Here is a 9829-nt window from a genome sequence, read left to right as displayed (position 1 = left end):
ACTACGAGGTTGCCCCGCGCCCTTGCTGAAAGGGCGCGGGGCAACGTCGTATCCGCACCGGATTCGAGGCCCAGGGTGTAGCGGGCTACACCCTGAATCCGGGAGAGCGGTCCCTCGTGACGGCGAGCGCGCGACGGAATCGTAGAGGACAGAGATCACGCCCCTCCCCTCCGATACCTCCGTTCCCCGCCGAAGGAAATCCCGTGAAATCGCTGCTCGCCACCGTGAAGTCGTTAGTCGCCAACCTGCTGCTTTGGTCGTTCTTCGTCGGCGGTCTCGCCGCGAGCACGGCCTCCGGGGCGGTGCTGGACGGTACGGCGAAGACCGCCGCCACCTGCGCGGGCATCGCCGTCTCGCTGCTGACCGGCTCGCGCATCGCGAAGAAACCGAGGATCAAGGCGTTCCTGTCGAAGCCGTCGACGCTGTGGTTCCTGTTCCTCTTCAACGGCGGTGTAGCCGCGTTCTGTTACCTCTCCATGGACGGCGTCAAGGGCATCGCGACCGCCGTCGGCATGGGCCTGGTCTCCCTGGGCGCGGCGGGCGGCCTGATAGCGGGCCGCCGCGAGCCGACCGCCAAGGCGCGGATGGAAGAGCCCTGGGCCTGAGCCCGACCCGATGGCCCCGCAGTCCCCTCAGACGGAACTCACCTCCGAAGGACGCTTCCATGACCACAAACCACCACCGCATCCGCCGTACGGCCACCCTCGCGACGACTGCGGCAGCCCTAGCACTCACTGCCGGACTGCTGACGGCCTGCGACCCAACCAACCCTTCCCACACCTCCGACACCTCCAACTCCCTGAGCTGTCTGAAGAACTGGAACACGATCTCCGACAGCCTCAAGGCGATCCACGACACGGCGAAGGACCCAGCCCAGACCAACGAATCCATCGACAAGATCGACGCCAACTCGGACGACACCAAGGTCAACCAGGCAATCGACAACCTCAACAAGGCGATCTCCGACTACAACAAGTCCGTCCTGAACGGCGACACAAACCCCGACGCCAGCAAGATCGACGCGGCCGCGAGCCGACTCAAGAACGTCTGCATGTCGTAAGACGCGACGTAGGAAGAGCGGACGCGGCTTGATACGTGGACGTTGGGCCACTCGCTTCTTTGCCAGTGTCGGGCTTCCACGGCCCGAGTAAAGGGCGCTCCCTACGGTCGCGTCGGCTACGCCGATTCCGCTGCGCTCCACCCTTGACTCGACCCGCTCCAGCCCGTTTGAGAAGCGAGCGAGCGGCCCGAAGAAACGGGTGGCTCAGGCATGAATTCCCCTGCCTGTACTGCGTTCCGGGCCGGAGCATAGGGGCGCGTTCGCGTCTCGCCTGCACGCCGGGCCGGCTTAGCGGCTACCGGCCGGTGGGAGGGGGCGCGTTCGCGCCTCGCCAGCACGCCGCCTCGGCTCAGCGGCCAACCCCGGGTGGATGGTTGCTGGAAGCCGGGGGTAAACCTAACCACCGCCATGACCTTTGACTGGTTACAAAAGACCCCAGCCTCCAGAGAGGGCCGGGCCGCGGGTGAGGGGGCGCGCTGCCGTCTCGCCTGCACGCCGGGCCGCTTAGCGGCTACCGCCCGGCGGGGAGGAGAGAGCACGCGTGGGGACTGCCTCCACGGGCCATGGGCAGATCCAGGCCGATGTGAGGGAGCACGCTGGCATCTCGCCTGCACGCCGCCTCGGCTCAGCGGCCAACCCCGGGTGGGTGGTTGCTGGAAGCTGGGGATAAATCTAACCACTGTCATGGTCTGTGACTGGTTAGAGAAGACCCCGGCCTCCAGAGGTGGCAGGGTCGGGGCCGGGGCGGGGGAGATGGGCCGGGAAGTGTGACACTTCCGCTTCGGCTGTCACACTTCGGTGGGCCGGGTGCCCCGGGGAGGGCCGATTGGCAGATGCGAGCCACCGCCCGGGACATCGCCCAAGCCACCGCCCGGGCCGCCGCCTGGGCCGCCGCCTGGGCCGCCGCCCAGAACCGGCCCGGAGCGGCCCTTCCTCCACACTCATGGCCCAGAGCTGCCCCTCTTGCCCGTCACCCTCGGCCACGAGCTCCCCAGCACTCCCTGCCTCTTGGTCTCTTGGTCTCTTGCGCAGTAAGTCCCCACCGGCCGGTAGCCGCTGAGCCGGCCCGGCGTGCAGGCGAGACGCCAGCGCGCGTCCCCTCACCCCCCGGACCGGAGTTGCGTGCACGCCCATGGGGTCGGCCCCCACCCGTACCCCCCTCCCCCCACTCGGGGCTGGCCGCTGAGCCGGCCCGGCGTGCTGGCGAGACGCGAGCGCGCTCCCTCCGCTCCGGCCCGGAACGCAGTACAGGCAAGGGGGTTCATCCCTTGGCCACCCATCCCTCGGGGCCGCCCGCTCGCTTCTGAAACGGGATTGTGTGAGACGAGTCAAGGGTGGAGCGCAGCGGAATCGGCGTAGCCGACGCGACCGCAGGGAGCGCCCTTTACTCGGCTCACGCAATCCCGACACTGACAAAGAAGCGGGCGGCCCAACGGTCACGTCTCACAACTCAGGCCCACAGCATCTCCCCTCCCCTCCCCTCCCCTCCCCGTCCCGTCCGTCCCATCCAGACTTGAATAATGCAAGCACGCTTGATTGTTTCTGGCGCCCCTGCCATGCTCCCCCCATGTCCGATCCGACGCGCGTGTTCGACGACCTGCGTGAGGAGAGCGAGGAACTCGACCGGCTTGTGGCCGAGTTGAGGCCGGAGGGCTGGGCCTTCGAGACCCCCGCTGCCCGCTGGACCGTCGCCCACCAGATCGCCCACCTGGCCTGGACCGACCACTCCGCCCTGCTCGCCGTGACGGACGAGGAAGCGTTCCGTGTACTGGTCGAGAAGGCGCTCGCCGCTCCCGAGACGTTCGTGGACGAGGGGGCGCAGGAGGGGGCCGCGAAGACGCCCGCCCGGCTGCTCGCCGACTGGCGGGCCGGGCGGACGGCCCTGTTGGCCGCCCTGTATGCCGCGCCCACAGGAACCCGCTTCCCCTGGTACGGGCCACCCATGTCGGCCGCCTCTATGGCCACCGGTCGGCTTATGGAGACCTGGGCCCATGGGCAGGATGTCGCCGATGCGGTTGGTGTGGTTCGGCCACCTACTGATCGGCTCCGGCATGTGGTGCGCATCGGTGTGCGTGCGCGTGACTTCGCCTTCGGTGTGCATGGGCTCACCCCGCCGAGTGAGGAGTTCCGTGTTGAACTCCGAGCCCCGTCAGGCGAGGTGTGGGCCTACGGCCCCGAAGGCGCCCCGCAACGTGTCACCGGCCCCGCCCTCGACTTCTGTCTCCTCGTCACCCAGCGCGCCCACCGCGCCGACCTGGGAGTGGAGGCGGTCGGTGCCGACGCCGACCGGTGGCTCGACATCGCCCAGGCCTTCGCCGGACCACCCGGTGCCGGGCGTCCGCCGAAGGGAGCCGGACAGTGACTTCCGCCGTCGCCCCCCTCCGTATAGGCAACGCCTCCGGCTTCTACGGCGACCGGTTCGACGCCCTGCGCGAGATGCTCACCGGCGGTCAACTGGATTTCCTTACCGGTGACTATCTCGCCGAGTTGACCATGCTCATCCTGGGGCGGGACCGGCTCAAGGACCCCGGCGCCGGGTATGCCCGTACCTTCCTCAGGCAACTGGAGGAGTGTCTTGGGCTTGCTCATGAGCGTGGGGTGCGGATTGTCGCCAACGCCGGGGGGCTGAATCCCGCTGGACTTGCCGATGCCGTACGGAAGTTGGCCGATCGGGTTGGGGTAGCCGTACGGGTTGCGCATGTTGAGGGGGACGATCTCGCCGGGCGGTATCCGGATGCCCTCGCCGCGCACGCCTATCTCGGTGGCTTCGGTATTGCCGCTTGTCTTGATGCGGGGGCCGACGTCGTGGTCACCGGGCGGGTTACCGATGCCGCCCTGGTCACCGGGCCTGCCGTTGCTCACTTCGGGTGGGGGGTCGGCGACTACGACCGGCTCGCGGGGGCCGTGGTCGCCGGACATGTGCTGGAGTGCGGGACCCAGGCGACCGGTGGCAACTACGCGTTCTTCACCGAGCATGCGCCGGAGAAGCTTCGGCGGCCCGGCTTTCCCCTTGCCGAGATCGCTGAAGACGGCTCCTGCGTCATCACCAAGCATCCCGGCACGGGGGGAGTGGTGGACGTCGGCACCGTCACCGCTCAGCTCCTGTACGAGACGCATGGCGCGCGCTACGCCGGGCCCGACGTCACCGCTCGCCTCGACACCGTCCGGCTCAGTGAAGACGGGACCGAGGCCGATCGGGTTCGGATTGAGGGGGTCCGGGGGGAGGCTCCGCCGCCGAGTCTCAAGGTTGGGCTCAATCGGCTGGGTGGCTTCCGCAACGAGGTCACCTTCGTGCTCACCGGGCTCGACATCGAGCGCAAGGCCACTCTCGTCCGGGAGCAGATGGGTGCCGTGTTTGGCGAGGAGGGCGCCAAGTCGCGGCCGACTGACGTTCGTTGGGACCTTGCCCGTACCGACCATGCCGATGCCTCCACCGAGGAGACCGCCAGCGCGCTGTTGCGGCTCGTCGTGCGGGATGCCGATCAGGAGGTCGTCGGACGGGCGCTGAGTGCCGCCGCCGTCGAGCTCGCGCTCGCCAGTTACCCCGGCTTCCATGTGCTGACCCCACCTGGAAAGGGAGCGCCCTATGGCGTCTTCGATGATGTGTATGTCCCCCATGGGGCCGTCGACCATGTGGCCGTTCTCCACGACGGGCGCCGGGTTGCTGTGGCCCCGGCCCACGACACCCGCGTACTGGAAGACCTTCCGCAGCCGGCCCTCCCCGAGCCTCTGCCGGACGGGCCCACGGCGCGGGCGCCCCTTGGTCTGGTCGCCGGGGCCCGTAGCGGTGACAAGGGAGGGAACGCCAACGTGGGGGTGTGGGCGCGTTCGGATGCGGCGTGGCGCTGGCTCGCCCATGCGTTGACCGTCGAGCGGTTCCGGCAACTCCTCCCGGAGACGGCTGAGTTGGGTGTGACGCGGCATGTTCTGCCCAACCTTCGTGCCCTCAACTTCGTTGTCGAGGGGATTCTCGGCGAGGGCGTCGCCGCCCAGCATCGTTTCGATCCGCAGGCCAAGGCGCTGGGCGAATGGCTGCGTTCCCGTCGTCTGGACATACCGGAGGTCCTCCTGTGACCGTCCTTCCGACCGCCCTGGACACCAACGGTCCCGACTACGCGGCCAATCGCCAGGCCATGCTCGCCAAGCTCACCGACCTTGAAGCCGAGCATGCGAAGGCTCTTGCGGGTGGCGGGCCGAAGTATGTCGAACGGCACCGTAAACGCGGCAAGTTGCTCGCCCGTGAGCGCATCGAGCTGCTCCTCGACCCCGACACGCCCTTCCTCGAACTGTCCCCGCTCGCTGCCTGGGGCAGCGAGTACGCGGTCGGAGCCTCGCTCGTCACCGGCATCGGGGTGGTGGAAGGCGTGGAGTGCCTGATCACCGCCAACGACCCGACCGTGCGTGGGGGTGCGAGCAATCCCTGGTCACTGAAGAAGGCCCTGAGGGCGAACGACATCGCCCTCGCCAACCGGCTGCCCTGCATCAGTCTCGTGGAGTCCGGTGGTGCCGATCTGCCGTCCCAGAAGGAGATCTTCATCCCGGGCGGTGCCATCTTCCGTGATCTGACCCGGCTTTCGGCCGCCGGCATTCCGACGATCGCCGTCGTCTTCGGCAACTCGACCGCCGGCGGCGCGTACATCCCCGGCATGTCCGACCACGTGATCATGGTCAAGGAGCGCGCGAAAGTGTTCCTCGGCGGGCCGCCGCTCGTGAAGATGGCGACCGGCGAGGAGAGCGACGACGAGTCGCTCGGCGGCGCCGAGATGCACGCGCGCGTATCGGGGCTCGCGGACCACTTCGCCGTCGACGAGCAGGACGCGCTGCGGCAGGCGCGCCGCGTCGTCGCCCGCCTCAACCACCGCAAGGCGTACGGCGATCCGGGGCCGGCGGCACCTCCCAAGTACGACGAGGACGAGCTCCTCGGCATCGTCCCGGGGGATCTGAAGACACCGTTCGATCCGCGCGAGGTCGTCGCCCGGCTCGTCGACGGCTCGGACTTCGACGAGTTCAAGCCCCTCTACGGCACGAGCCTGGTGACGGGTTGGGCCACCTTGCACGGCTATCCCGTCGGCATCCTGGCGAACGCCCAAGGGGTCCTCTTCAGCCAGGAGTCCCAAAAGGCCGCCCAGTTCGTCCAGTTGGCCAACCAGCGCGACATCCCGCTCCTCTTCCTGCACAACACCACCGGCTACATGGTCGGCAAGGAGTACGAACAGGGCGGCATCATCAAGCACGGCGCGATGATGATCAACGCCGTCAGCAACAGCCGCGTACCGCATCTGTCCGTGCTCATGGGCGCCTCGTACGGCGCCGGGCACTACGGCATGTGCGGGCGCGCCTTCGACCCCCGCTTCCTGTTCGCCTGGCCCAGCGCCAAGTCCGCCGTCATGGGCCCCCAGCAGCTCGCCGGCGTGCTGTCGATCGTCGCCCGGCAGTCGGCCGTAGCGAAGGGGCAGCCCTACGACGAGGACGCGGACGCGGCGCTGCGCGCCATGGTGGAGCAGCAGATCGAGTCCGAGTCCCTGCCGATGTTCCTGTCGGGGCGGCTGTACGACGACGGTGTCATCGACCCGCGCGACACCCGCACCGTCCTCGGCCTGTGCCTGTCCGCCCTCCACACCGCGCCCTACGAGGGCGCGCGCGGTGGCTTCGGCGTCTTCCGGATGTGAGGGCCATGACCGATGTGAGGGACCACTTGATTTCGACCGTCCTCGTCGCCAACCGGGGCGAGATCGCCTGCCGGATCTTCCGTACGTGCCGCGAGCTGGGCATCCGGACGGTCGCCGTGCACTCGGACGCCGACGAGAACGCGCTCCACGCGCGCGTCGCCGACGTGACTGTACGGCTGCCCGGGTCGACGCCCACGGAGACCTATCTGCGCGGGGAGTTGATCGTGAAGGCGGCCGTCGCGGCGGGCGCGGACGCCGTGCACCCCGGCTACGGCTTCCTCTCCGAGAACGCCGACTTCGCCCGCGCGGTCCTGGACGCCGGCCTGGTGTGGATCGGCCCGCCGCCCGAGGCGATCGAGGCGATGGCCTCCAAGACCCGCGCCAAGCAACTGATGGGCATCGCGCCCCTGGAGCAAGTCACCGAGGCCGACCTCCCGGTCCTGGTCAAGGCGGCTGCGGGTGGTGGAGGGCGGGGCATGCGGGTTGTACGCCAACTCGCCGACTTGAAAGCCGAGTTGACGGCCGCGCGTGCCGAGGCGACCAGCGCCTTCGGTGACGGCGAGGTCTTCGTCGAGCCCTATGTAGAGGGCGGCCGGCACATCGAGGTGCAGATCCTCGCCGACACCCACGGCACGGTGTGGGCCCTGGGCACCCGGGACTGTTCCCTCCAACGCCGCCACCAGAAGGTGATCGAGGAGTCCCCGGCGCCGGGCCTCCCCGAGCAACTCGCCGAGGAACTAAGCGAGTTGGCCGTACGCGCCGCCCGAGCGGTCGCCTACGAGGGCGCCGGAACCGTCGAGTTCCTCGTCTCCGCCGACAACAAAGCGCACTTCCTGGAGATGAACACCCGCCTCCAGGTCGAACACCCCGTCACGGAAGCCGTGTTCGGCATCGACCTGGTGGCCCTGCAACTGAGGGTCGCCGAGGGCGAGCCCCTCGAAAGCGAACCTCCCCGCGCGCGTGGCCACGCGATAGAGGCCCGCCTCTACGCCGAGGACCCGGCGACCGACTGGACCCCCCAGACCGGCACCCTGCACCGCCTCGCCGTACCGGACGGCGTCCGCCTCGACACCGGCTACACCGACGGCGACGACATCGGCGTCCACTACGACCCGATGCTCGCCAAGCTCGTCGCCCACGCCCCCACCCGCGCGGAGGCCCTCCGCAAACTCGCGGGCGCCCTGGAGCGGACAACGATCCACGGCCCGATCACCAACCGCGCCCTCCTCGTCAACTCCCTGCGCCACAAGGAGTTCACGACCGCCCACATGGACACGGGTTTCTACGACCGCCACCTCCCCGACCTCACACAGCCGACCCCCGACCCGCACGCCCCCCTGGCCGCCGCCCTGGCCGACACCCACGGCCGCTCCCGCTTCGCCGCCGGCTGGCGCAACGTACCGTCCCAGCCGCAGGTGAAGCGGTACGCCATGGGCGACACCGAGTGCGAGGTCCAGTACCGCCACACGAGGGAGGGCCTGACGGCGGACGGGGTGCGCGTAGTGCATACCGACGCGCGTCTCGTCGTACTCGAAGTGGACGGCGTACGCAGGAAGTTCGAGGTCGCGAGGTACGGCGACGACCAGGTCTACGTGAACGCGAGCGCCCTGACAGCCCTCCCTCGCTTCCCCGACCCAGCCGCCCAACTGGCCCCAGGCTCACTGCTGGCGCCGATGCCGGGCACGGTGGTGAGGGTTGCGGAGGGCTTGGCCGTAGGAGCTCAAGTCACGGCCGGTGAGCCCCTGTTGTGGCTGGAGGCAATGAAGATGGAACACAAGATCACAGCCCCGGTCACGGGAAAGCTAACGGCCCTGAACGCCGTACCTGGCCAACAGGTACAGCTCGCCTCTCTCTTGGCAGTAGTGCAACCCACTTAGGGGCGCGGGGCTGTATCGATATGCGGCTACCGCCGCGCGAGCGCGACCAGCCACGACGAAGGAGCCACATGCCCACAACCGAAACAGACGAGCACAAGGCCCTACGTTCAGCCGTATCCGCCCTAGGTAAACGCCACGGCCGTACCTACGACCGAGAAGCACTCTGGTCCGAGGCAGCAAAACTCGGCTACTTGGGCGTCAACCTCCCGGAGGAATACGGAGGCGGAGGCGGCGGCATCTCCGAACTCTCCATAGTCCTGGAGGAGTTGGGGGCGGCGGGCTGCCCCCTGCTGATGATGGTCGTCTCCCCGGCAATCTGCGGCACGGTAATCGCCCGCTTCGGCACCGAGGAACAGAAACAGACATGGCTGCCCGCGCTGGCGGACGGCACCCGCACCATGGCTTTCGGCATCACAGAACCAGACGCCGGCTCCAACAGCCACCGCATCACCACCACCGCCCGCAAAGACGGCACGGACTGGCTGCTCACCGGCCGCAAGGTCTTCATCTCCGGCGTGGACCTGGCCGACGCGACCCTCATAGTCGGCCGCACCGAGGACTCGCGAACCGGCCGCCTCAAGCCCTGCCTGTTCATCGTCCCCCGAGACGCGGAGGGCTTCACCCGCCGCCGGATAGACATGGAACTCCAGGCAGCGGAGAAGCAGTTCGAGCTGACCCTGGACGACGTACGACTCCCCGCCGACGCACTCGTCGGAGACGAGGACGCGGGCCTGCTCCAACTCTTCGCCGGTCTCAACCCGGAGCGCATCATGACCGCCGCCTTCGCGATCGGCATGGGCCGCTTCGCGCTCGGCCGAGCGATCGAGTACGCGCGCGAACGCACCGTATGGGACGCCCCCATCGGCGCCCACCAGGCCATCGCGCACCCCCTCGCCCAGGCGCACATCGACCTCGAACTCGCCCGTCTGATGATGCAGAAGGCGGCGTACCTGTACGACGCCGGTGACGACGCCGGCGCCGGTGAGGCGGCCAACATGGCCAAGTACGCGGCCGGGGAGGCGTGCGTGCGGGCCGTCGACCAGTCCGTGCACACCCTCGGCGGGAACGGCCTCACGCGCGAGTTCGGGCTCGCCTCGTTGATAACTGCCGCGCGTGTGGCTCGTATTGCTCCGGTGAGCCGGGAGATGATTCTCAACTACGTCTCCCACCAGACCCTGGGCCTCCCCAAGTCGTACTAGCCCGAGGCCCGAAGCCCGCCCGAA

7 protein-coding genes are annotated in these 9829 nt (G+C 68.8%); all 7 read left to right on the top strand.

Annotated elements, in window-relative coordinates:
* The first annotated feature begins 203 nt into the window (after positions 1–203).
* The 7 genes from ACFWP5_RS22515 to ACFWP5_RS22485 all read left to right on the top strand — a co-directional run bounded on the left by ACFWP5_RS22515 (position 204) and on the right by ACFWP5_RS22485 (position 9805).
* A complete protein-coding gene (locus ACFWP5_RS22515) occupies positions 204–605 on the top strand; it encodes a hypothetical protein (RefSeq protein ID WP_384159239.1) in 402 nt (133 codons plus the stop codon).
* A gap of 59 nt (positions 606–664) precedes the next feature.
* Complete coding sequence (locus ACFWP5_RS22510; RefSeq protein WP_384159236.1) at positions 665–1060, top strand: hypothetical protein; 396 nt, start codon at positions 665–667, stop codon at positions 1058–1060.
* A 1567-nt stretch (positions 1061–2627) separates the two neighbouring features.
* Positions 2628–3422, top strand: a complete 795-nt coding sequence (locus ACFWP5_RS22505) for a TIGR03084 family metal-binding protein (RefSeq protein ID WP_384159233.1) — start codon at positions 2628–2630, stop codon at positions 3420–3422.
* Complete coding sequence (locus ACFWP5_RS22500) at positions 3419–5134, top strand: acyclic terpene utilization AtuA family protein (protein ID WP_384159230.1); 1716 nt, start codon at positions 3419–3421, stop codon at positions 5132–5134. Before ACFWP5_RS22505 ends, ACFWP5_RS22500 begins: the two co-directional genes overlap by 4 nt.
* Complete coding sequence (locus tag ACFWP5_RS22495; RefSeq protein WP_384159227.1) at positions 5131–6729, top strand: acyl-CoA carboxylase subunit beta; 1599 nt, start codon at positions 5131–5133, stop codon at positions 6727–6729. Before ACFWP5_RS22500 ends, ACFWP5_RS22495 begins: the two co-directional genes overlap by 4 nt.
* 5 nt (positions 6730–6734) lie before the next feature.
* Positions 6735–8606, top strand: a complete 1872-nt coding sequence (locus ACFWP5_RS22490) for an acetyl/propionyl/methylcrotonyl-CoA carboxylase subunit alpha (protein ID WP_384159224.1) — start codon at positions 6735–6737, stop codon at positions 8604–8606.
* Between the two features lie 68 nt (positions 8607–8674).
* Positions 8675–9805, top strand: a complete 1131-nt coding sequence (locus ACFWP5_RS22485; protein ID WP_384159221.1) for an acyl-CoA dehydrogenase family protein — start codon at positions 8675–8677, stop codon at positions 9803–9805.
* The last annotated feature ends 24 nt before the right edge of the window (positions 9806–9829 follow it).

Source organism: Streptomyces sp. NPDC058469, assembly GCF_042721125.1.
Classification (GTDB): domain Bacteria; phylum Actinomycetota; class Actinomycetes; order Streptomycetales; family Streptomycetaceae; genus Streptomyces.
The sequence above is the reverse complement of the archived record's forward strand: the minus strand, read 5'-3'. Positions and strand labels throughout refer to the sequence as shown.